This is a genomic window from Pseudomonas shirazensis, assembly GCF_050496565.1.
GTDB classification, from domain to species: Bacteria; Pseudomonadota; Gammaproteobacteria; order Pseudomonadales; family Pseudomonadaceae; genus Aquipseudomonas; species Aquipseudomonas shirazensis_A.
The window spans coordinates 1-21548 of record NZ_JBNWAE010000007.1 but is presented as its reverse complement, the minus strand read 5'-3'; the positions used below and the strand labels follow the sequence as shown (position 1 = coordinate 21548).

The 21548-nt window shown below is 62.4% G+C and carries 18 protein-coding genes; 7 read left to right on the top strand and 11 right to left on the bottom strand.

Annotated elements, in window-relative coordinates:
- Positions 1-30: 30 nt before the first annotated feature.
- A complete protein-coding gene (locus ACQZ2L_RS11870; protein ID WP_430326192.1) occupies positions 31-2388 on the bottom strand; it encodes a diguanylate cyclase in 2358 nt (785 codons plus the stop codon).
- A gap of 101 nt (positions 2389-2489) precedes the next feature.
- Positions 2490-4691 (bottom strand): bifunctional 23S rRNA (guanine(2069)-N(7))-methyltransferase RlmK/23S rRNA (guanine(2445)-N(2))-methyltransferase RlmL, encoded by a 2202-nt coding sequence (gene rlmKL, locus ACQZ2L_RS11865; protein WP_430326191.1) that lies wholly within the window; start codon positions 4689-4691, stop codon positions 2490-2492.
- Between the two features lie 547 nt (positions 4692-5238).
- On the opposite strand from rlmKL, the gene rmf reads away from it, so the two are divergent.
- A complete protein-coding gene (gene rmf / locus ACQZ2L_RS11860) occupies positions 5239-5454 on the top strand; it encodes a ribosome modulation factor (RefSeq protein ID WP_101321305.1) in 216 nt (71 codons plus the stop codon).
- A 97-nt stretch (positions 5455-5551) separates the two neighbouring features.
- Here rmf and ACQZ2L_RS11855 read toward each other — a convergent pair whose 3' ends face one another.
- Positions 5552-6577, bottom strand: a complete 1026-nt coding sequence (locus ACQZ2L_RS11855; protein WP_430326190.1) for a quinone-dependent dihydroorotate dehydrogenase — start codon at positions 6575-6577, stop codon at positions 5552-5554.
- Between the two features lie 138 nt (positions 6578-6715).
- Here ACQZ2L_RS11855 and ACQZ2L_RS11850 point away from each other — a divergent pair, with 138 nt between their 5' ends.
- From ACQZ2L_RS11850 to cobA, 5 genes are all read left to right on the top strand, one after another.
- Positions 6716-7930, top strand: a complete 1215-nt coding sequence (locus tag ACQZ2L_RS11850; protein ID WP_430326189.1) for a CmpA/NrtA family ABC transporter substrate-binding protein — start codon at positions 6716-6718, stop codon at positions 7928-7930.
- 11 nt (positions 7931-7941) lie between these two features.
- Positions 7942-8517 carry an ANTAR domain-containing response regulator gene (locus ACQZ2L_RS11845; RefSeq protein WP_101323076.1) on the top strand — a complete coding sequence of 192 codons (576 nt, stop codon included), beginning with the start codon at positions 7942-7944 and terminating at the stop codon, positions 8515-8517.
- A gap of 193 nt (positions 8518-8710) precedes the next feature.
- The gene (locus ACQZ2L_RS11840; protein WP_101321311.1) at positions 8711-9922 is read left to right on the top strand and encodes a nitrate/nitrite transporter; all 1212 of its coding nucleotides are present in this window, start codon (positions 8711-8713) and stop codon (positions 9920-9922) included.
- Between the two features lie 9 nt (positions 9923-9931).
- Complete coding sequence (locus tag ACQZ2L_RS11835) at positions 9932-11602, top strand: protein kinase domain-containing protein (RefSeq protein ID WP_430326188.1); 1671 nt, start codon at positions 9932-9934, stop codon at positions 11600-11602.
- A gap of 26 nt (positions 11603-11628) precedes the next feature.
- Positions 11629-12378 carry a uroporphyrinogen-III C-methyltransferase gene (gene cobA / locus ACQZ2L_RS11830; protein ID WP_430326187.1) on the top strand — a complete coding sequence of 250 codons (750 nt, stop codon included), beginning with the start codon at positions 11629-11631 and terminating at the stop codon, positions 12376-12378.
- Positions 12379-12453: 75 nt separating this feature from the next.
- On the opposite strand, the gene ACQZ2L_RS11825 is transcribed toward cobA, so the two are convergent.
- From ACQZ2L_RS11825 to ppsA, 8 genes are all read right to left on the bottom strand, one after another.
- Positions 12454-13488: an OmpA family protein gene (locus tag ACQZ2L_RS11825; protein WP_430326186.1), complete on the bottom strand. Its 1035-nt coding sequence runs from the start codon at positions 13486-13488 to the stop codon at positions 12454-12456.
- Between the two features lie 110 nt (positions 13489-13598).
- A complete protein-coding gene (gene sigX / locus ACQZ2L_RS11820; protein ID WP_101321319.1) occupies positions 13599-14165 on the bottom strand; it encodes an RNA polymerase sigma factor SigX in 567 nt (188 codons plus the stop codon).
- A 113-nt stretch (positions 14166-14278) separates the two neighbouring features.
- Entirely contained in the window at positions 14279-15103 is an 825-nt protein-coding gene (locus ACQZ2L_RS11815) for a mechanosensitive ion channel family protein (protein WP_430326185.1), read from the bottom strand.
- 2 nt (positions 15104-15105) lie between these two features.
- Positions 15106-15357, bottom strand: coding sequence for a CrfX protein (locus ACQZ2L_RS11810; protein ID WP_101321323.1), 252 nt, complete (start codon positions 15355-15357; stop codon positions 15106-15108).
- An 89-nt stretch (positions 15358-15446) separates the two neighbouring features.
- A complete protein-coding gene (locus ACQZ2L_RS11805) occupies positions 15447-16442 on the bottom strand; it encodes a CorA family divalent cation transporter (RefSeq protein WP_150573137.1) in 996 nt (331 codons plus the stop codon).
- A 27-nt stretch (positions 16443-16469) separates the two neighbouring features.
- Complete coding sequence (rraA, locus tag ACQZ2L_RS11800) at positions 16470-16961, bottom strand: ribonuclease E activity regulator RraA (protein WP_101321327.1); 492 nt, start codon at positions 16959-16961, stop codon at positions 16470-16472.
- A gap of 46 nt (positions 16962-17007) precedes the next feature.
- Entirely contained in the window at positions 17008-18027 is a 1020-nt protein-coding gene (locus tag ACQZ2L_RS11795; RefSeq protein ID WP_430326184.1) for an alpha/beta fold hydrolase, read from the bottom strand.
- Between the two features lie 96 nt (positions 18028-18123).
- Positions 18124-20499 carry a phosphoenolpyruvate synthase gene (gene ppsA / locus ACQZ2L_RS11790; protein ID WP_430326183.1) on the bottom strand — a complete coding sequence of 792 codons (2376 nt, stop codon included), beginning with the start codon at positions 20497-20499 and terminating at the stop codon, positions 18124-18126.
- A gap of 176 nt (positions 20500-20675) precedes the next feature.
- Between ppsA and ppsR the strand changes: the two genes are divergently transcribed.
- Entirely contained in the window at positions 20676-21494 is an 819-nt protein-coding gene (ppsR, locus tag ACQZ2L_RS11785; protein WP_430326182.1) for a posphoenolpyruvate synthetase regulatory kinase/phosphorylase PpsR, read from the top strand.
- Positions 21495-21548: the final 54 nt, after the last annotated feature.

The following is a 21548-nucleotide window of genomic DNA, read 5'->3' as shown; positions in this document are numbered from 1 at the left end:
GGCGCTGCTCGGCAGGCAGCTCAGGCCGACTCAAGGCTGCACGACTTCAACGCGGTCGCGGCCACCCTGCTTGGCCGCGTACACCCCGGCATCGGCGCGCAACAGCAGCGCCTCGGCGCCCTCCCCCGGGTGCCAGGCAGCCACGCCAAAGCTTGCCGTGACCTTGCCGACCCCGTTGATAACCAGACTGCGTACACCCTGCCACAGCTCCAGTGCCAGGGTGCGCGCCTGCGCGATATCACTACCTGGGCACAGCACCATGAACTCCTCGCCGCCGAGCCGGCAGAACACGTCCGTACGGCGCAGGCGATGGCTGATGTGCTGGCACAGACTGCGCAGAACATCGTCACCTACCGCATGCCCGTGCTCATCGTTGATGCGCTTGAAGTGATCGACATCGAGCATGATCACCGCCAGCTCCAGGCCATCACGCGCAGCGCGATCGAGTTCGATCTTCATCCGCTCTTGGAAGTAGCGGCGGTTGTGAATGCCGGTCAACACGTCGGTAATCGATAGCGCGCGCAGCTCGTGCTCGACCCGCTTGGGCTCGGAAACGTCGGTCAGATAGCCATGCCACAAGGTGCAGCCCGCCTCGCCCAATTCAGGCGTGGCCTCACCGCGCACCCAGCGCAAACCGGCCTGCGGCAGAATCACCCGATACTCTTCGCGCCACGGGGCAAGGTGCTCTGCCGAGTAACGGATCGATCGCAGCACCCGCTCCAGGTCATCAGGATGAATCCGCTCGGTAATCAGCGCTGCATCCTCGCGCAGCTGCTGCAGGTCGATCTCGTAGATGTCGAACAAGCCCTGGCTGGCGTAGGGGAAGCAGGTATGCCCAGACGCATCCAGACGGTACTGATAGATGCCTCCGGGCACTTCGGCACTGAGCTTCTCCAGCAGCCGATCACGCACCGCCAGTGCCTCATGCACGCGGCGCCGTTCGGTGACATCTATGCAGATTGCCAGGTAGCCGACCCAGCGGCCGTGCTCATCGAGCACCGGGCTGACCAGCATGGTCGCCAGCAACTGGCTGCCATCGCTACGTTGCAGGGTCCATTCGCCAGGCGGGTTCTCCGCAGCCTGCGCCGCATCGGCAAAGATTGCCTGAGCGCAGCTGATGTCGCGGCCGTGCCGCTGGCTCAGGGCCTGGGCGCGCTGGTGCAACTCGTCTGCCTGGATCAGCGCGGGCAGATCAAGCCGGCCGACCACTTCGCTGGCCGCATAGCCCAGCATGCGCTCGGCGCCAGCATTGAAGGTGATGATGCGGCCCTTGAGGTCAGTGGCGATAATCGCCACCTGCGTTGCCGCATCGAGCACGCTGCGCAGTTGGTTATGGGTGCCCCTGAGGGATTGTTCACTGACGCGCAATTCGGCCGTGCGCTGCTCGACCAGCTTCAATGCGCGCTGGCGCTGGCTGAGCACGCTGTACAGCAACGCGCCGAGCAGCAGGCTCAGCAGCGCCCCTAGTAGCGCGACCGCCGATACCAACGATGAACGATTGGCCTGCACGAAGCTTTGGCTGGGACGAATCAGCATCTGATAGGGATAACCGGCCAGCTGCAGTTGCCGGGCACTGGTCATTGCCAGCGGCGCTGCCGGGTTGAGCGACTGGTACAGCAGGTTCTGCCCGCTGCCATCGCTGATGCGCACCACCAGGTCGTCATCCGTTGCAGCTGACACACCCTCGCTGACCAGGCGCTGCAAGTCGAGCAGGACAATCACATAGCCACTGGGTACACCGTCGCCCGCAACATTGGCGAAGACTGGAGCAAGCATCATCAACACCACCGCCGCAGGCTGTTCTGGCAGCTGCCACGGCGCGGACACCGCCATGCTGCCTGGGGTAGTCGCGCGCACCAAAGTGCTTTGCACGCGCCTCAGGTTGAACAGCTCCAGCCCAGAAGGCAGCCCAGGCAGATTGGAGGTTTGCACAAAGCGTATGGGGTAGGCGTGGCCGCGCAGTGCCAAGGGCTGTACCTGCGCCTGGCCGCCAGCATCAGCGGACGCATCGTGGACAGCCAGTTCGGCACTCGCCCCCCACCTGGCGGTGGCAACGGCGGGCGCCCAGGCGTAGGCCAAAGTGCGCTGCAACAGCGGTTTGACGTAACCCTGAAATTCGCCTGCGGTGACGTTATCGGAATAACTGAAAAAGCGCCGCAGGCTATCCAGGCGCTGTTGCTGGTCTGCCAGGCGCTCGGCAATGCGGCTGTAGCGGTCTGCGGCCAGCAGCTCGAAGCGCTGGCGCAGTTGCTGTTTGGAGAAGCTGTACGCGGCGGTCGTCAGCGCCGCCGTGAACAACGCGCCGCTGATTACCGCCAGCAGCGCCAACGCCCAGGCCGGTAATGCCTGATAGAGCTGGCCCAACACCTTCGCACGCACCTTCGACATAGAGCGATCTCGTCACGTCAGCGTCCTGCGAATTGTTCAGCCCTGACTATTTATAGCTATTGGCCACTAGCGGCGCAACTCGGACGTCATCCAGTGATGCTTCAGCGCAGCTGCAAGCGCCAGGCACGGTGGATCTTGCTGTTGCGAGCAAAGTCCGGATCAACCGTCTGCGCGCTGATTTCTTCCACGGCATACCGCGCGCTCACGCTCTCGTCGAGCTGGAACTTGCGGAAGTTGTTGGAGAAATACAGCACACCACCAGGCGCCAAGCGAGCCAGGGCCAGGTCAAGCAACTGCACGTGGTCGCGCTGCACGTCGAACACCCCTTCCATGCGCTTGGAATTGGAGAACGTCGGCGGGTCGATGAAGATCAGGTCGTAGCTCTCGCGGCAGTTCTCCAGCCAGGCCATGACGTCACCCTGCTCCAGGCGATGGCGATCGGAGTAGCCATTGAGCGAGAGGTTGCGCCGCGCCCAGTCCAGGTAGGTCTTGGACAGGTCGACGCTGGTGGTCTCACGTGCGCCGCCCTTGGCTGCGTGCACCGTCGCCGTGGCGGTGTAGCAGAACAGGTTGAGGAAACGCTTGCCGGCCGCCTCGCGCTGGATGCGCATGCGCATCGGGCGGTGGTCGAGGAACAGCCCGGTGTCGAGGTAGTCAGTCAGGTTGACCAGCAACTTGACGCCGCCTTCGCTGACTTCCTGGAAGCGCCCTTCCGTTGCCTGACGCTCATACTGACGAGTACCGCTCTGGCGCTGACGGCGCTTGAGCACGATGCGTTGCTGATCGATGCCAAGTGCCTGCGGGATCGCTGCAAGCACATCGAGCAGACGCCCCTGGGCCTTTTCTGGATCGATGGTACGCGGCGCGGCGTACTCTTGTACGTGCACCCAATCCTGGTAAAGGTCGATCGCCACGGCGTACTCGGGCATGTCGGCGTCATACAGGCGGTAGCAGTCGATCTGTTCGCGGCGGGCCCACTTGCCCAGCTGCTTGAGGTTCTTCTGCAAGCGGTTGGCGAACATCTGCGCACCTTCGGAAAGGCGCGCGGGCTCGTTGACGACTGCCACCGGGCGATCGCTGTCAGCTTCCTGGGCCTCTACAGAGCGACGCTCGCCGGAGACACCCGTGACGAACTGATCAGGCTGGATCTTGAACAGCAGCAGTTTGCACGGCAACGCGCCGTTCCAGAACGCGTACTGTTTGTGGCTGCGCACGCCCATACGCTTGCCCAGTTCAGGCGCACCGGTGAACACCGCCGCCTCCCAGCCCAGGCACGCCTGGCGCAGACGCTCGCCCAGGTTCTGGTAGAGGTAGAGCAAGCTGGCTTCGTCGCCCAGACGCTCGCCGTAAGGCGGGTTGCTGATGACCAGACCTTTCTGGTTCTGGTCCGGGCGAGGTTCAAACGTACCGACCTCGCCCTGGTAGATCTTGATCCAGTCGCTCAGACCGGCCCGTTCGACGTTGTTGCGGCCCGGCTGAATCAGCCGTGGGTCGGCTTCGTAACCGCGAATCCACAGCGGTGGCTTGGCCAGGCCGGCTTCGGCGCGCTGGGTTGCTTCGTCATGGACCTTGCGCCACAGCGCCGGCACGTGGCCAAGCCAGGCACTGAAGCCCCAACGCTCGCGCTTGAGGTTGGGCGCGATATCGGCGGCGATCATCGCAGCTTCGACGAGGAAGGTACCCACACCGCACATCGGGTCAGCCAGCGCGCCGCCTTCGGCAGCAATGCGCGGCCAGCCGGAACGAATCAGCACCGCTGCGGCGAGGTTTTCCTTGAGCGGCGCGGCGCCTTGCTGCAGGCGATAGCCGCGCTGATGCAGGCTGTGGCCAGAGAGGTCGAGCGAGAGGATCGCTTCACCACGATCCAGGCGCAGGTGAACGCGCATGTCCGGATTCAGCTTGTCGACCGACGGGCGCAGGCCGTCGCGGTCGCGCAGCTTGTCGACGATGGCGTCCTTGACCTTGAGCGCACCGAAGTGGGTGTTGTCGATGCCCGAGCCATGCCCGCTGAACTCCACGGCCAGTGAGCCATCGGCAAGCAGATGCTCCTGCCACTCGACAGCGTTGACGCCGTCGTAGAGGTCATCGGCGTTTTTCATCGCAAAGCGTTTGAGCACCAGCAGCACGCGGTTGCCCAGGCGGGACCACAGGCACAGGCGGTAGGCGGTTTCCATGTCGGCCTCGCCACGAATGGCCGAGGTGTGCTCGCGCACGTCCTCAAGGCCGAGGCCTCGGGCCTCATCGGCGAGCAGGCCTTCTAGGCCCTTGGGGCAGGTGAGGTAAAGTTCGAAACGGTCCGACATGAGTAATCCAGTGCCTGTGGCTATTTTGAGTGACGGGACGACGCATCGTCCGTCAGGGTTTTCCCGAGCGCCCTTTTCAGGCGCTCGGGTGGCCTTGCGTGATTCGCGAAGGCCTGGCCGCCCGACAATTGTGCATGCACCCAAGGGTGAAAGCAGCCTTTGATCGTCGAGCAGTACGAAAAATTCTTGCGCCAGGTCATTAAAGTGACCCTTCGTCGCATTTCAAATTGATTCAGCCGTTTTTTGACGACGCTGGCCAAATAGCGGCCAGTGCGGCTAAACCCCGATCACAGCGGGCATTTGCCCAAACAAGGTTGAGTCGCATTTATTTACTTATCACTTCACCTACAGAAACGTTACGTCCTTATGACAAAACGATCATTCACACTGTGACTTTCATTGGTTAGAACTGACCGCAGGCCGCTTCGCAACGAAACGGCACTTCAAGCTCGCCACGCCGGCAGCGAGCGCAAACCGGCAGAAAGATTCTGCCCGGCCTCTGTGAGGCCGACGGGACATTACAGTCAACAAGTGAGGGCAACACCCTATGAGAAGACTTAAGCGTGATCCGTTGGAAAGAGCATATTCACGTGGCTACCAGTACGGGGTCACCGGCAAATCTCGCGAACTTTGCCCCTTCACCCTAGCATCTGTACGCCAGGCCTGGATTAACGGCTGGCGCGAGGGTCGCGGAGATAACTGGGACGGCATGACCGGCACTGCTGGCATCCATAGACTCAACGAAAATCACGCCGTTGGCTGATCAAGGAACCTGAATTCGAGTCACCATGCACGCCCCATCCGGGCGGCGGGCTGCGGCCCAGGGGCCCCTCCAAGGGGCCCTTTTTTATGCCTGCTGATCAGCCCCGTGGCATTGCTGCAATGGCATCGACAGCTTCGCGAATCAGCGCCGGGCCCTTATAGATGAAGCCCGAATAGATCTGCACCAGGCTTGCACCGGCAGCGATTTTCTCAGCTGCGTGACGGCCTTCGGTGATCCCACCCGCGGCGATGATCGGCATCCGCCCGGCCAATTCCCCTGCCAGCACCCTGACCGTATGGGTACTCTTGGCCAGCACTGGCGCACCCGACAGGCCACCGGCTTCGGCGCCATACGGCAGGCTCTCGACGCCTTCACGGGACAGCGTAGTGTTGGTTGCGATCACTGCATCCATGCCCGACTCCAGCAGCGCCGCAGCTACCAGCGCGGTTTCTTCGTCGGTCATGTCCGGGGCAATCTTGATCGCCAGCGGTACGCGCTTGGCGTACTCGGTGGCGAGCTGCTCGCGGCGCACGGCCAGCCCATCCAGCAGCTGCTTGAGCGAGTCACCGAACTGCAGCGAGCGCAGGCCCGGGGTATTCGGCGAGCTGACGTTGACGGTGATGTAGCTGGCGTCGTTGTAGACCTTCTCCAGGCCAATCAGGTAATCGTCGACGGCGCGCTCGACCGGGGTGTCGAAGTTCTTGCCGATGTTGATCCCAAGCACGCCATCGAAGCGCGAGGCACGCACCCGCTCGAGCAGGTGATCGACGCCCAGGTTGTTGAAGCCCATGCGGTTGATGATCGCCGTTGCCTCAGGCAGACGGAACAACCGCGGCTTGGGGTTGCCCGGCTGCGGGCGTGGCGTCACGGTGCCGATTTCGACAAAGCCGAAGCCCAGTTGGGCAAAGCCATCGATGGCCGCGCCGTTCTTGTCCAGACCCGCCGCCAGCCCGACCGGATTGGCGAAGTTCAAGCCCATCACCGTCACCGGCGATGGAGCCGGCTGCTTGCACAGCAGGCCATTGAGCCCCAGCCGGCCACCGGCACCAATCAGGTCCAGGGACAGGTCGTGGGAGGTTTCTGGAGAAAGCTTGAACAGCAGCTGGCGGGCCAGGTTATACATGGGCGGGCAAGACTCGGGCATGAGTGAGGCGGCGATTATAGCCAGCACGCCGCTGGCGCGACAGGCCTTTGCTGACCGTCTGGCATATGCCTTGCTTCAACAGCGGGCACAGCCTACTCGGTACAGGCGAGGATTTTTGTGATTACAGCTCCCCACGCAACACCTCTGGCCTGGGTCAACGGCAGTGATGCGCCGGAAAAACCCAGTCTCGATATCGGCTTCATGGCCCTTACCGATTGCGCTTCGGTAGTGGTCGCCGCCACTCAGGGCTTCGCCCAGCAGCAAGGCCTGACCCTCAACCTCAAGCGCCAGGCCTCCTGGGCCGGCATGCGTGACAAACTGGTCAGTGGTGAGCTGGATGCAGGGCATTGCCTGTATGGCTTGATCTACGCGGTGCACCTGGGCATCGGCGGCAGCGCCCGCCGCGATATGGCCGTGCTGATGGGCCTGAACCAGAACGCCCAGGCCATCAACCTGTCGCCTGCGTTGCAGCGCAAGGGCGTGACCAGCCCTGAAGCACTGGCCAAACTGGTGCACCAATCAGGGGCGAAGCTGACCTTTGCCCAGACCTTCCCTACCGGCACCCACGCCATGTGGCTGTATTACTGGCTGGCCAGCCAGGGCATTCATCCGCTGCACGACGTCGCCAGCGTCGTGGTGCCGCCCGCGCAAATGGTCGCCCATGTACAGGCCGGTCGCATCGATGGCTTCTGCGTCGGCGAACCGTGGTCAGCCCAGGCGGTGGCCGAGGGCCAGGGCTTCACCCTCGCCACCAGCCAGTCGATCTGGCCGGACCACCCGGAAAAGGTCCTTGGCTGCGCGCGAGCGTTCGTCGAGCTGTACCCCAACAGCGCCCGCGCACTGGTCAAGGCGATATTGGCCGCCAGCCAGTTCATCGAGCAGAGCCAGGAGAATCGCCGGAGTACAGCTCATCTACTGAGCGGCAGTGCCTACCTGGATACCGCAGTGGCGACGATTGAACCGCGCCTGCTCGGCGACTATCATGACGGGCTGGGCAATCACTGGCAGGACCCCCACGCACTGCGCTTTCATGACCAAGGCCGGGCCAACCAGCCCTACCTGTCCGATGGCATGTGGTTCATGACCCAGTTCCGCCGCTGGGGTTTGCTGCGCGAAGACCCCGACTACCTGGCGGTCGCCAACCAGGTGCAGCAGCTAGACCTGTATCGCGCCGCTGCCGCTGAGCTCGGCTTGCCAGGCGACGCATCAGCGATGCGCAGCAGCCTGTTGATCGACGGCATCCGCTGGGATGGCAGCGATCCGCATGGCTACGCCCGCAGTTTTCACCTGCACGCCATGACACCGGCGCCCAGCGCCCATCTCGCTCGGTGAAGGGGCTGAACATGCTACGGATCCTGTTGATCGACGACACCGAGAAAAAAGTCGGCCGGCTCAAGCTGGCCCTGATCGAAGCCGGCTTCGAGGTCATCGAGGCCACGGGCCTGACCATCGACCTGCCCGCCTGCGTCGAAACGGTGCGCCCGGACGTGGTCTTGATCGATACCGAGTCACCGGGGCGGGATGTCATGGAGCAGGTGGTGCTGGTCAGCCGCGATCTGCCGCGGCCGATTGTCCTGTTCACCGACGAACACGACCCGGATGTGATGCGCCAGGCGATCCACGCTGGTGTCAGTGCCTACATCGTCGAGGGCATTCAGAGCAGCCGCCTGCAGCCGATCCTGGATGTGGCGATGGCCCGCTTCGAGAGCGACCAGGCGCTCAAGGCCCAGCTGTTGGCCCGCGACCAGCAACTGGCCGAACGCAAGCGCGTGGAGCATGCCAAGGGCCTACTGATGAAGATGAAGGACTGCAATGAGGAGCAGGCCTACACCCTCATGCGCCGCCAGGCCATGAGCAAGCAGCAGAAGCTGATCCAGGTGGCGGAGCAGATCATCGCCATGCACGAGTTGCTCGGCTGAAACGGATGCCGGCGCAGGGATTGGCCCGGCTTTTGCTCTGCACTCACTACAGGTAGCCAACGGCGGTTGCCCCACCTTCCGACAAAGACGTCGCTCACCCCTCCATCGAGATGGAACGGGTAGCGGCGTCTTTTTCGTTCCAGCCCGGCACAGCCTGGGCATGACAACCGTTGCAAGCCGCGTGAGGTGTTCGATGAATACGAGCTTCTGGAAATCCGGGCATGTGCCTACCCTGTTTGCTGCATTCCTGTATTTCGACCTGAGTTTCATGGTCTGGTACCTGCTCGGCCCGATGGCCGTGCAGATTGCCACCGACCTGCAGCTGACCCCACAAGAGCGCGGCCTGATGGTCGCCACACCCATCCTGGCCGGCGCCCTGCTGCGCTTTGGCATGGGTCTGCTGGTCGATCGCCTGTCGCCGAAAACCGCTGGGCTGATGGGCCAGGTGGTGGTGATCGTGGCGTTGGCCTGCGCCTGGCACTGGGGCGTGCACAGCTATGAACAAGCCTTGCTGCTGGGGGTATTTCTCGGTTTTGCCGGCGCTTCGTTCGCCGTGTCACTGCCGCTGGCCTCGCAGTGGTACCCGCCGCAGCATCAGGGCAAAGCCATGGGCATCGCTGGCGCCGGCAACTCCGGCACCGTCTTCGCGGCGCTGCTGGCGCCGGCCCTGGCCGCAGCCTATGGCTGGAACAACGTGTTCGGCTTCGCCCTGATCCCGCTGCTGCTGACCCTGCTGGTGTTTGCCCTGCTGGCCCGCAATGCGCCGCAACGACCAAAACGCAAAGCCATGGCCGACTACTTCAAGGCGCTGGGTGATCGCGACAGCTGGTGGTTCATGTTCTTCTACAGCGTCACCTTCGGCGGCTTCATTGGCCTGGCCAGCGCCCTGCCGGGCTACTTCAGCGACCAATACGGCCTGAACCCGATCACTGCCGGCTACTACACCGCAGCCTGCGTGTTTGGCGGCAGCATGATGCGCCCGCTGGGCGGCGCCCTGGCCGACCGCTTTGGCGGCATTCGCACCCTGCTCGGCATGTATGGCGTAGCTGCGGTATGTATCGCCGCAGTCGGCTTCAACCTGCCTAGCGCCACCGCTGCGCTGGCGCTTTTCGTCAGCGCAATGCTTGGCCTGGGCGCCGGCAATGGCGCGGTGTTCCAGTTGGTGCCGCAGCGCTTCCGCCAGGAAATCGGGGTAATGACTGGCTTGATCGGCATGGCCGGCGGCATCGGTGGCTTCCTCCTGGCCGCAGGGCTGGGCATGATCAAGCAGCACACCGGTGACTACCAGCTGGGTCTGTGGCTGTTCGCAAGCCTGGGCCTGCTGGCCTGGTTTGGCCTGCATGGGGTCAAACTACGCTGGCGCACCACCTGGGGCTCGGCTGCAGTTACCGCAGCGCGGGTATAGGGCAAACCCATGAGCCTGCAACTGCGCTTTGCCCAAGCCAGCGCCACCGGTCCGCGCAGCGAGAACCAGGACGCTCTGCGCCTGGTGACACCGGCGCCGGAATTGGCAGCGAGCAAAGGCTATCTGGTCGCACTGGCCGACGGCGTCAGTCAGTGCGCCGATGGCGGCCTGGCCGCGCGAGCCAGCCTGCAGGCGTTGGCGCTGGACTACTACGCCACGCCGGCCACCTGGCCGGTCGCGCAGGCGCTGGATCGCCTGCTGCTGGCGCAAAACCGCTGGCTGCGCGCCCAAGGCAGCGGCCAGCCGCTGCTGACCACCCTCACTGCACTGGTCCTGCGCGGGCGCCGCTTCACCCTCGCCCACGTCGGTGACTGCCGTGCCTATCGCTGGGATCAGGGCCGCTTGCTGTGCCTGAGCGAAGACCATGTCTGGGATCAGCCGGGCATGCAGCATGTGCTCAAGCGCGCGCTGGGCCTGGACCAGCATCTGTTGGTGGACTACCTGGACGGTGAGCTGGTTGCCGGCGAAACCCTGCTGCTGCTCAGCGACGGTGTCTGGGCCTGCCTTGGCGAGCAGGCGATTGCCGCCATCCTCAGGGACCAACCTGATCTGCAGGACGCCGCCGACACGCTGGTTGCCAGTGCCCATCATGCCGGCAGCCAGGACAACGCCAGTGCCGTGCTGGTGCAGGTCGAGCAGCTCGGCCCGAGCAACTTCAGCGACACCCTGGCGCAGCTGCAGCAATGGCCAGTGCCCGGGCCGCTGCGCCCCGGGCAAGCCATTGATGGCTGGCAGGTCGATGCTCAGTTGGCCCGCAGCCGCCAGTCGCTGCTGTATCGGGTGCATGACAGCCAGGGCCAGCCGTGGCTACTCAAGACCCTGCCCGGCGCCGCCGAAGCAGACCCCGGCGCCGCGCAGCGTTTGCTGCAGGAAGAGTGGTTTCTGCGGCGGGTGGCTGGTCGGCACTTCCCTGAGGTGCATGCGGCCAATCACCGTCAGCATGTGTACTACCTGATGCGCGAGTACCCGGGCCAGACCCTCAGTGCCCTGCACAACGAGCGAGGGCCGTTACCCCTGGCGCAGTGGCTGGAAATCGCCCGTCAACTGCTGCAGGCAGTGGGCGTGCTGCACCGGCGCAACCTGCTGCACCGGGACATCAAACCCGAGAATCTGCACCTGGGCACAGACGGCCAGTTGCGCCTGCTCGACTTCGGCCTCGCCTATTGCCCAGGGCTTTCTGAAGACGCCCCCCATGACCTGCCCGGTACGCCCTCATTCATTGCCCCTGAGGCCTTCGACGGCCAGCCGCCGCAACCGCGCCAGGACCTCTATGCCACTGGCGTGACCCTGTACTACCTGCTCACCGGTCACTACCCCTACGGTGAAATCGAGGCTTTCCAGCGGCCGCGCTTCACTCATCTGGTCAGCCCCGGCCGTTATCGCCCGGACCTGCCTGAATGGCTGCAACGCAATCTGGAACAAGCCGTCGCGGCCGATCCGCGGCAACGTTTCGAAACCGCCGAGCAATGGCTGCTGTTGCTCGAGCGTGGCGACCGCCAGGAGCTTGGCGACCGACCACGGCCACTGCTGGAGCGCGAGCCGCTCAAGGTCTGGCAGACGCTTGCCGTGCTGTCTCTGCTGTTCAACCTGATATTGCTGTTCAGCCTGTTCAAGGGCTGAACGCGCTGTTTGATGAGGAACACCTGATGAATGCAAAAATCTGGTTGGTAGGCGCCGGCCCCGGCGATCCTGAGCTGCTGACGCTGAAAGCGGTGCGCGCCTTGCGCGAGGCGCAGGTGGTGATGATCGATGACCTGGTCAACCCGGCCGTGCTTGAGCATTGCCCTGGGGCACGGGTGATTGCCGTGGGCAAACGCGGTGGTTGTCGTTCGACGCCGCAAGCGTTCATTCAGCGCCTGATGTTGCGCCACGCCCGTCAGGGGCGCTGCGTGGTGCGCCTGAAAGGCGGCGACCCCTGCATCTTTGGCCGTGGAGGCGAAGAAGCGCTGTGGCTGCAGCAACGCGGTATCGAAGTGGAGTTGGTCAACGGCATCACCGCCGGGCTGGCCGGGGCAACCCAGTGCGGCATCCCTCTGACCCTGCGCGGGGTCAGCCGTGGCGTGACCTTGGTAACAGCACATACCCAGGATGACAGCGAGCTGAACTGGGCAGGCCTGACCCTGGGCGGCACCACCTTGGTGGTGTACATGGGCGTGGCCCGGCTGGGGGACATTCGCCGGGGTTTGCTCGAGGCCGGCATGGCAGCAGACATGCCCGTCGCCATGATCGAAAACGCTTCGCTACCGAGCCAGCGCGAGTGCCGCAGTACCCTGCTGAAGATGGCCATGGATGCGACCGCCTTCGCTCTGCGCAGCCCAGCAGTGCTGGTGATAGGCGAAGTGGCGCGGCAAGGCGCGGTGGCCGAGCTGGTGACCGCAGCCGCAGGCGCCGCCTAAGCGCGGCGTGGCGGGCTTTTCTACAGGCAAAGAAAAACCCGGCCTAGGCCGGGTTTTTCGTGAATCTCAGACCAATTACTTGGCTTGAGCTTCTACTTGCGCTTCAACGCGACGGTTAACAGCGCGACCTTCTTCGGTGGCGTTGTCAGCAACCGGACGGGTTTCGCCGTAGCCAACCGAGTCAACACGGCTCGATTCTACGCCGTACTGCTGGGTCAGAACTTGCTTAACGGCGCTAGCGCGACGCTCGGACAGCTTCTGGTTGTAAGCGTCTGGACCTACGGAGTCAGTGTGACCTTCGACAGTGGTAGTAGTCGATGGGTACTGCTTCATGAAGTCAGCCAGGTTCTTGATGTCGCCGTAGCTGTTAGGCTTGACAACCGACTTGTCGAAGTCGAACTTGACGTCCAGCTCAACACGTACGACTTCGGCAACTGCTGGGCAGCCGTCGGCGTCAACGGTAACGTTGGCTGGGGTGTCTGGGCACTTGTCGACGTTGTCGCAGACGCCGTCGTTGTCGCTGTCGGAGCACACTTCAGCAACTGGAGCTGGAGCGACTTCAGCAGTCTTCGGGCTACCGCCGAAGTTCAGGCCGATACCAACGCTTGGCGCCCACTCGGTGTCGCCTTGGTCGATGTTGTACTGAGCTTCAACGCCAGCACGGGCGTAGAACATGTCAGTGATGTACCACTTGGCGCCAGCGCCAACGTTGGCGAAGGTGGAGTGGTTACGACCGCCACGGCCGGTTTGGCCGATGGACTGGTGGGAGAAACCAGCCGACACGTACGGACGGATAGCGTCGTACGGGTTGTTGAAGTGGTAAAGAGCGTCCAGGGCGGTGTTCGAGCCCTTGATGTTCTTGCCATCTTCGCCACGAGCGTTGTGGACTTCGTCGTAGCCCAGACGCAGTTCAACGTCGTCGGTCAGGAAGTAACCGATCGAGCCGCCGAACAGGTTGCCGTCGTTCTTGAAGTCACGCTGGCTGTCGAAGAATTCTTTCTTGTAGAAGCCTTCGACTTCTACAGCGCCTGTGCCTTGTGCCAGAGCGCCGAACGAAGCAGCGGCAACGAGCGAGCCAATGGCCAAGCCCAAAGTGTTTTTCAATTTCATCCGTTAAATCCCCATCGTGTGATAGATAAGCAGTCCCACCAAAAACCGGGGGACAACTCGACGGCAAGTCTAGCAGAACTCACCGGTGGTTTAGAGACATTTGCTGGCCACTAAGTTTCAACCTCGCCAGCAAATTTCTCTCTGAGCTTGTCGAGCGCACGCTTGTAGCGCATTTTCGTTGCGCTCAAGCCCATGTGCATGATATCGGCGATCTCCTGAAATTCCAGCTCTGCGACAAAACGCAGCACCAGGATCTCGCGGTCAATCGGGTTCACATGCACCAGCCACTTGTCCAGGCCGCCCTTTTCTTCAGGTTTTGGTGCCTTGTCCTCTGACGCCTCTTCTATAGGGTCAAGGCTCAAGGCATCCATCAGCCTGCGTTTGCGTCGCTCCTTGCGGTACTGGGTGATGCATTCGTTGTAGGTGATGCTGTAGAGCCAGGTCTTGAACTTGGATTTACCTTCGAAGTTCTTCAACCCGTACAGCACTTTCAGCATCACCTCCTGACAGACATCGTCAGCGTCGCGGTCGTTCCCCAGATAACGTGCACAAACGTTGAACAGGGTCCGTTGGTACCGGCGCATGAGCTCCTCGTACGCCCGGGTAACGTGAAACAGCTCCTCATGCGAACGCGCCACCAACTCCTCGTCGGTGAGTTCGTGTGGGTCATAGCGCATGGGCGGCGAATGAACTTTATTCAAAACGGATCTGGCCGACAGTCAGGTCAAGTCGCCGCACGCACCCTCGGGGCGCGTTTTCGCGGCGACATACAGTAACAGCTTTTACCCGGTTAGCGGCTATCGACACGCTGCTCGAGCAAGCTGCGGTTGGCCAACGACACCAATTCGCCATCGTCGGTCAGCACTGTCGTCTTCACCGTGCCGATCTCTTCGATCTGCCCTTCAACCTCTCCAATCCGGACCTGCTGGCCGACCTGATACAGCTCGCGCACGTAGATCCCGGCCAGAATCTGCCCAGCAACTTCACGGCTGCCAAGGCCCATCGCCAGGGCAATTGCCAGACCAACGGTAATCAAGCCAATGACGATTACGTGGTTGAGCAAGTCAGTCTTGACCTCCAACTGGCTGATAGCCACCGAGATCGCGATGATGATCACCAGGCCCTGGGCGATGCGCCCGACGCCTGCAGCGTACTCCAGGCCGATGCCTTCCGCGGCGCCGCGGACGAGGCCATTGACCAGTTGCGCCAGCATGACCCCGGCCAGCAGCACCAGGGCCGCACCAAATACCTTGGGCAGATACAGCGCGAGCATGTCCAGCGTTGCCGAGACCCGCTCAAGACCCAGCGACTCAGCCGCAGAGACGAGGAAGATCAACAGCACGAACCAGTACACGATCTTGCCGATCAGGGTCGAGATCGGCACCTGAATACCGGCCCGGCTGAGCATCTTGGTCATGCCGGTACCGGCCATCAGGCGGTCCAGGCCAAACTTGGCGAGCAGCTTGGATAACAGCGTATCGAGCAGCTTGGCCACCACGAAACCGAGCAGCACCACGACCAGCGCGCCGAATAGGTTGGGGATGAAGTTCGCCACCTTGGTCCAAAGGGCAGTCATGGCGGTGACCAGGCTCTGGGTCCAGAGATCGAGTTCCATATTCAATCAGCCTTATCAGCTTTGCTGCCAGCGGCAGGATTACGGCGCACCGGCGCAACATGCGCCGAGCCATTGTTGACGGCAATCATCAGCGCCTGGCTCCAACGGCCAAGCAAGCTGAACAGATCGCCCGCACCAACCTGACGGTTGGCGGTTTTCAGCACGCGACCCAGACACGCTGCGTCGTCTCGATCCTGACCGGACGGCGACGCATTGAGCAGGTCACGCAAGGATTGTTCAAACGGATCGTGCATGGGCACCTCGCGTAATGTCAGTCAAAGACGAGGGCGCCGGGCAACGGGTCACAACGTCACCGCACGCGAATGTTTCAAAATGCACCCGATCACACCCAGCGCAGGCGGCGGAACAACCACCACTGCCCTGCCGCCAGCGCCAGCACCAGCAGGCTGGCGAACAGGAACCCATAGGGGCTGTCGGCGCCCGGAATGCCGCCGACGTTGATCCCCAGCAGGCCGGTGACAAAGCTCATCGGCAAGAAAATGCAGGTGATGATGCCGAAGCGGAACATGGTCCGGTTCATCCGCTCGCTGCGCCGCCGGTCTTCGCTCTCGAGCACCAGTGCGGCTCGCTCGCGGGTCAGTTCCAGCTCCTCGAGGTAGCGGATCAGGCTGTTGTTGAGCTCGTTCCAGTAATCGGCATCGGCGTCAGCGAACCAACTCCACTTGTGCCGAGTGAGTTGTACGTAGATTTCCCGTTGCGGCGCCAGGAAGCGACGCAGGCCGGCAGCGCGGCGGCGAATCTGCTGCAGCACGCCATCTTCCGGCGTGTACCGTTCGTCGGATTCCACCTTCTCTTCTTCGAAATCGACCAGTTCGGACAGATCGCTGACCAGCGCCTGGACCTTTTCGGTCAGCAGCTCACCCATCAGCAAGAGCAATTCGGAGGCCGATTTGGGCCCCCTGCCCTCGCTCAGCAACTGCAGGATTTCGTCACTGGCACGCAATGGACGCAAGCGCAGCGAGATGATCCGCTGTGCCTGGGCAAATATGCGCACCGAGACCATGTCTTCAGGCTCGGCACCGGGATTGAGATTGACCCCACGCAAAAACAGCAGCAACTGCTCATCCGCCAACGGCAACAGCCGTGGCCGGGTGTTTTCTTCAAGCAGCAGCTCGCAGCTGAACTCGCTCAGGCCGCTTTCGCGCAGCAACCAGCTGCGGGTCTGCGGATGGCTGCGGTCCCAGTGCAGCCAAAGGCTCTGCTCTGGCTGCAACTGCAGGTCATCCAGTTCGGTCCGAGCGATAGAACGCGCGCCACCTTTGCCATCGAGCACCAGGGCATGCACCAGCCCCCACTGCGCGTTGTCTTCCTCGAACATTCCAGCTCCATCAGCGCGCGCGGCGCATCACTCGGGCATTTGCAGCGGTTGCGGCGAAACGATCACGCCGTTGTTGTCGGCGTACACGTACTCACCCGGACGGAAGGTCACGCCGGCGAAAGTCACCACCACGTTGAGGTCGCCTAGGCCACGCTTGTCGGTCTTCAGCGGATGCGCGGCCAGCGCCTGCACACCGACGTTGGTCTGCACCAGCACGTCGACATCGCGCACGCAGCCATAGATGACCAAGCCTTCCCAACCGTTCTGCGCAGCCTTGGCGGCAATCATGTCGCCCAGCAGCGCACAACGCAGCGAGCCACCACCGTCGACCACCAGCACCTTGCCGCGGCCATCGAGCTCGGCCTGGGCCTTGACCAGCGAGTTGTCTTCAAAACACTTGATGGTCACGATCTGGCCGCCGAACGAGTCGCGGCCGCCAAAGTTGCTGAACATCGGTTCCAGCACCTGGACCAGGTCTGGGTTGGCGTCGCACAGGTCGGGCGTTACGTAATGCTGCATGGGAAGGCTCCTGTCAGGCACAACGAAAGCGGAAAGTCGGCCAAGGCTACACCGCGCGAGGTGGTGCAGTCATCTGCGACTGTTCAGTCAGGCTGGCTGCCAGTTCGGCGCCACGCACCGGCGCGGTCGGATCACGCAGCCAGCCTTCGATCAGCGGCCACACCTGGGTCTGCGCGGCCTTGCTTACCAACATGTCGACATGGCCAAAGGCATCGAAGCCCTGCTCCCGGCCCAGGCAAAGAAACTGCTTGTGCTCGGCGCCGTATTGCTCGAACAGCTTGCGACAGGCCCACACCGGGTCCTGCAGATCACCCGCGCCCGCCACCGCCAGCAATGGCACATCGACCTCGGCCAGCCCCGCCCACCAATCCTTGCCCTTCTCGCCGAAGCGCCCGAACAGGCCATGCCAACGCATGCTCTCCAGCGCCAGACCGATCGGCTCGTCCTCCGGCCCGCGCTTGAGCCGGGAGCCAGAGATATGTGCAAAGCGTTTGAGCAGCAAGCGCGCGCCCCACTCCACTGTCGGCACCTTCAACGGCCAGTACACGCGGCTGATCTGGGTGCCGAACAGAGCCACACTGGCCACCTGCTCAGGTGGCAGGTAAGCGCCACCCAGCGCCGCTGTCAGCGTGGTGCCACCCAGCGAATGACCGATCCAGTGCGGGGCTCGGCCGGCTTGTTCGTGGACGAATGCGCCAATCACCGGCAAGTCGTAGCGCGCGTAGTCGGCCACGCGGTTATGCCGCCACTGGCGATTACGCGGTGACAGGCCGTGACCGCGCATCTCCGGGATCCATACATCAAAACCGGCCCGCGCCAGAAATGCGCCCAGGCCGATGCCTTTGGGCGAGAACCAGAACCGTCGATTGGAGAAGCTACCGTGCAACAGAATCACCGGTATGCCATGACCGCCGCCGTGATCGGCATGGCCCAGACGCGTGACCGCCAGCTCGACGCTGGGGTCGGGGCTGTTGCCCGCCTTGATCCGGTACACGTCTTCACTGAGGTCACCGCGGCGTTCGGCGCTTTGCAAGGCCACGGGGAAGAGAGCGCTACTGCTTTGCATAGAGTACTTGTATGAAAAAGGGCGGGAACCATCGCTGGAACTCGCCCCGAAGAATACGCGCGCAGGCACGTTGGACGTACCTGCGCAGTGGTTGGATCAGGCCGGGGCTTGACCTTCGGCCAGGAAGAACCAGGTCTCGAGTACCGAATCCGGGTTCAGCGACACGCTCTCGATACCCTGCTCCATCAGCCACTTGGCCAGGTCTGGGTGATCGGAAGGGCCCTGGCCGCAGATACCAATGTACTTGCCGGCTTTATTACAGGCCTGGATGGCGTTGGCCAGCAGCTTTTTCACCGCAGGATTACGCTCATCGAACAGGTGCGCGATGATACCCGAATCGCGGTCCAGGCCCAGGGTCAGCTGAGTCAGGTCGTTGGAGCCGATCGAGAAGCCATCGAAGTACTCGAGGAACTCTTCCGCCAGAATCGCGTTGGACGGCAGCTCGCACATCATGATCACGCGCAGGCCGTTGTCGCCACGGGCCAGGCCGTTTTCGGCAAGCAGGTCGACAACCTGGCTGGCCTCGCCCAGGGTGCGCACGAACGGCACCATGATCTCGACGTTGGTCAGGCCCATCTCGTTGCGCACGCGCTTGAGTGCACGGCACTCGAGCTCGAAGCAGTCACGGAACGACTCACTGATGTAGCGCGAGGCACCGCGGAAGCCCAGCATCGGGTTTTCTTCTTCCGGCTCGTACAGCTTGCCGCCGATCAGGTTGGCGTATTCGTTGGACTTGAAGTCCGACAGACGCACGATGACCTTTTTCGGGTAGAACGCCGCTGCCAGGGTGCTGATGCCTTCGACCAGTTTCTCGACATAGAAGCCGACCGGGTCGGAGTAACCGGCGATACGCTTGTCGACGCTGTCCTTGAGCTCAGGCGGTAGACCGGCGTAGTTGAGCAGCGCCTTGGGGTGCACGCCGATCATGCGGTTGATGATGAACTCCAGACGCGCCAGGCCGACACCGGCGTTGGGCAGCTGGGCAAAATCAAAAGCGCGATCCGGGTTGCCGACGTTCATCATGATCTTGAACGGCAGGTCGGGCATGGCATCGACCGAGTTTTGCTTGATGTCGAAGCCCAGCTCACCTTCGAAGATGAAGCCGGTGTCGCCCTCGGCGCAAGACACGGTCACACCCTGGCCATCCTTGAGCAGCTGGGTGGCATTGCCACAGCCGACCACGGCTGGAATGCCCAGCTCACGGGCGATGATCGCCGCGTGGCAGGTACGCCCGCCACGGTTGGTGACGATGGCGCTGGCGCGCTTCATGACCGGTTCCCAATCCGGGTCGGTCATGTCCGAGACCAGCACGTCGCCCGGCTGGACGCGGTCCATTTCCGACACGTCGTTGATGATCCGCACCTTGCCGGCGCCGATGCGCTGGCCAATAGCGCGGCCTTCGACCAGTACCGTGCCCTTTTCCTTGAGCAGATAACGTTCCATGACATTGGCGCTGGCGCGGCTTTTTACCGTTTCCGGGCGGGCCTGCACGATGTACAGCTTGCCGTCGTCACCGTCCTTGGCCCACTCGATGTCCATCGGCCGCTGGTAGTGCTGCTCGATGATCATGGCCTGCTTGGCCAGTTCGTTGACTTCGTCATCGCTGAGGCAGAAGCGCGCACGTTCGGCACGATCTACTTCGACGGTCTTGACCGAACGACCGGCCTTGGCTTCGTCGCCGTAGATCATCTTCAGCGCCTTGCTGCCCAGGTTGCGGCGCAGGATCGCCGGGCGCCCGGCCTGCAGGGTGTGCTTGTGGACATAGAATTCGTCAGGGTTGACCGCGCCCTGAACCACGGTTTCGCCCAGGCCGTAGGCGCCGGTGATGAATACCACGTCGCGGAAGCCCGACTCGGTGTCGAGGGTGAACATCACCCCGGCAGTACCGGTTTCAGAGCGGACCATGCGCTGCACGCCAGCCGACAGGGCGACCAGTTTGTGGTCAAAGCCCTGGTGCACGCGGTAGGAAATGGCGCGGTCGTTGAACAGCGAAGCGAATACTTCCTTGGCCGCGCGGATCACGTTGTCGACGCCGCGGATATTGAGGAAGGTTTCTTGCTGGCCGGCAAAGGAGGCGTCTGGCAGGTCTTCGGCGGTGGCCGAAGAGCGCACGGCCACGGCCATGTTGTCGTTGCCTTGGGCCATTTCGGCGAAGGCAGCGCGGATTTCGGCATTCAGGCGCTCGGGGAACTCGGCTTCCATGATCCACTGGCGGATCTGCGCGCCGGTCTTGGCCAGGGCGTTGACGTCATCCACGTCCAGTGCGTCGAGCGCGGCATGGATTTGCGCGTTCAGCCCGCTCTGCTCGAGAAAGTCACGGTACGCCTGAGCCGTAGTGGCAAAGCCGCCCGGCACCGAGACGCCGGCACCTGCGAGGTTACTGATCATCTCGCCGAGGGATGCGTTCTTGCCCCCCACATGCTCTACATCATGGACGCCGAGCTTATCGAGGGAAACTACGTACTCTACCAAGGTGATCTCTCCACTAACGGTGTTGGAAAAGCTCAGAGCGCCCGCCTGACGGTTCAGACTGGGCCGGGCGCTTATGGCCGGGACCTGGAAAATAAGTGAGAATGCCAAAAGCCGCATTCGGCAAAGCGAACTTATCATATCCAAGAAACGTCATCAGCTTAAGGCCTAGGGTGCAAATGAAACGAACCGCGTTTTTCATCTCCGACGGCACCGGCATCACTGCCGAGACCCTGGGTCAAAGCCTGCTCGCACAATTCGAGAGCATTCCGTTCAACAAATTCACCCGTCCGTACATCGACAGCCCGGACAAGGCGCGCGCGATGGTGCTGCAGATCAACGCAGCGGCGGAGCGGGACGGGATGCGGCCGATCATCTTCGATACCATCGTCAACCAGGATATTCGCGAGATCCTGGCGACTTCCAACGGGTTCATGATCGATATCTTTTCGTCGTTCCTGTCGCCCTTGGAGCAGGAGCTGACCGCACATTCGTCGTATTCGGTGGGCAAGTCGCACTCGATTGGCGGCAACTCCAACTACATGGAGCGGATCGAGGCGGTGAACTTTGCGCTGGACAACGATGATGGTGCGCGCACGCACTATTACGACAAGGCAGATCTGATTCTGGTGGGAGTGTCGCGTTGCGGCAAGACGCCGACGTGTCTGTACATGGCGATGCAATTCGGGATTCGTGCGGCGAACTATCCACTGACTGAGGATGATATGGAGCGGCTGCAGTTGCCGGCGGTATTGAAGAAGCATCACAGCAAGCTGTTTGGCTTGACCATTGACCCGGATCGGCTGACGGCTATTCGCCATGAGCGCAAGCCTAATAGCCGGTATTCGAGTTTTGCGCAGTGTGAGTTCGAGGTGCGTGAGGTGGAGAATCTGTTCCGCCGGGAGAATATTCCGAATATTGATTCGACGCATTTTTCGGTTGAGGAGATTTCGGCGAAGATTTTGGTTGAGAAGGGGGTTGAGCGGCGGTTCAAGTAGGTTGGGGGTATCTTTATTGATTGGGGGCTTATCCGGTTTTTTGGTTGGCAGGTC

What these genes read in the sequence shown, in the direction of transcription:
- ACQZ2L_RS11870 (WP_430326192.1), bottom strand. Translation starts at nt 2,388, where the DNA reads ATGTCGAAGGTGCGTGCGAAGGTGTTGGGCCAGCTCTATCAGGCATTA.
- rlmKL (WP_430326191.1), bottom strand. Translation starts at nt 4,691, where the DNA reads ATGTCGGACCGTTTCGAACTTTACCTCACCTGCCCCAAGGGCCTAGAA.
- rmf (WP_101321305.1), top strand. Translation starts at nt 5,239, where the DNA reads ATGAGAAGACTTAAGCGTGATCCGTTGGAAAGAGCATATTCACGTGGC.
- ACQZ2L_RS11855 (WP_430326190.1), bottom strand. Translation starts at nt 6,577, where the DNA reads ATGTATAACCTGGCCCGCCAGCTGCTGTTCAAGCTTTCTCCAGAAACC.
- ACQZ2L_RS11845 (WP_101323076.1), top strand. Translation starts at nt 7,942, where the DNA reads ATGCTACGGATCCTGTTGATCGACGACACCGAGAAAAAAGTCGGCCGG.
- ACQZ2L_RS11840 (WP_101321311.1), top strand. Translation starts at nt 8,711, where the DNA reads ATGAATACGAGCTTCTGGAAATCCGGGCATGTGCCTACCCTGTTTGCT.
- ACQZ2L_RS11835 (WP_430326188.1), top strand. Translation starts at nt 9,932, where the DNA reads ATGAGCCTGCAACTGCGCTTTGCCCAAGCCAGCGCCACCGGTCCGCGC.
- cobA (WP_430326187.1), top strand. Translation starts at nt 11,629, where the DNA reads ATGAATGCAAAAATCTGGTTGGTAGGCGCCGGCCCCGGCGATCCTGAG.
- ACQZ2L_RS11825 (WP_430326186.1), bottom strand. Translation starts at nt 13,488, where the DNA reads ATGAAATTGAAAAACACTTTGGGCTTGGCCATTGGCTCGCTCGTTGCC.
- sigX (WP_101321319.1), bottom strand. Translation starts at nt 14,165, where the DNA reads ATGCGCTATGACCCACACGAACTCACCGACGAGGAGTTGGTGGCGCGT.
- ACQZ2L_RS11815 (WP_430326185.1), bottom strand. Translation starts at nt 15,103, where the DNA reads ATGGAACTCGATCTCTGGACCCAGAGCCTGGTCACCGCCATGACTGCC.
- ACQZ2L_RS11810 (WP_101321323.1), bottom strand. Translation starts at nt 15,357, where the DNA reads ATGCACGATCCGTTTGAACAATCCTTGCGTGACCTGCTCAATGCGTCG.
- ACQZ2L_RS11805 (WP_150573137.1), bottom strand. Translation starts at nt 16,442, where the DNA reads ATGTTCGAGGAAGACAACGCGCAGTGGGGGCTGGTGCATGCCCTGGTG.
- rraA (WP_101321327.1), bottom strand. Translation starts at nt 16,961, where the DNA reads ATGCAGCATTACGTAACGCCCGACCTGTGCGACGCCAACCCAGACCTG.
- ACQZ2L_RS11795 (WP_430326184.1), bottom strand. Translation starts at nt 18,027, where the DNA reads ATGCAAAGCAGTAGCGCTCTCTTCCCCGTGGCCTTGCAAAGCGCCGAA.
- ppsR (WP_430326182.1), top strand. Translation starts at nt 20,676, where the DNA reads ATGAAACGAACCGCGTTTTTCATCTCCGACGGCACCGGCATCACTGCC.